We start from the raw sequence: 591 nt of genomic DNA, 5'->3' as shown, positions 1-591 counted from the left end.
AATGATGGTGTTAAAGTCGGTGATAATGTCACATTAGGTAATACAGGCTTGACCATTGTGAATGGTCCAAGTGTTACCACTAGTGGTATTAATGCTGGTGATAAAGTGATCTCTAATGTTGCTGATGGCGTTGCTGATAGTGATGCTGTGAACAAAGGTCAGTTGGATTCAGTTCAAACTATTGCAAATAAAGGTTTAACGTTTGCCGGAGACAGTGGAACGCCTCAAAATTTCAAATTAGGCCAAACGGTATCGATTGTTGGTGGTGAGACAGATACAACAAAATTAGTAGATGGTAAGAACATCGGGGTTGTTGTAGATGACGAAGGCAAGCTCAACGTCAAACTAGCGAAAGATCTTAATCTTGGTGCGGATGGGTCAGTAACAACCGGTGATACCGTTGTGAATAATGATGGTGTTAAAGTCGGTGATAATGTCACATTAGGTAATACAGGCTTGACCATTGTGAATGGTCCAAGTGTTACCACTAGTGGTATTAATGCTGGTGATAAAGTGATCTCTAATGTTGCTGATGGCGTTGCTGATAGTGATGCTGTGAACAAAGGTCAGTTGGATTCGTGTCGTGTAGGG

General features: G+C 41.6%; 1 pseudogene. It reads left to right on the top strand.

Annotated elements, in window-relative coordinates:
- Window positions 1-591 (top strand): annotated as a pseudogene (locus tag DC083_RS10095) (autotransporter adhesin); the annotation flags it as partial.

Source organism: Ignatzschineria ureiclastica, assembly GCF_003121845.1.
Classification (GTDB): Bacteria; Pseudomonadota; Gammaproteobacteria; order Cardiobacteriales; family Wohlfahrtiimonadaceae; genus Ignatzschineria; species Ignatzschineria ureiclastica.
Note: the sequence above shows the minus strand (reverse complement) of the source record. Positions and strands in the feature narration are given on the sequence as shown.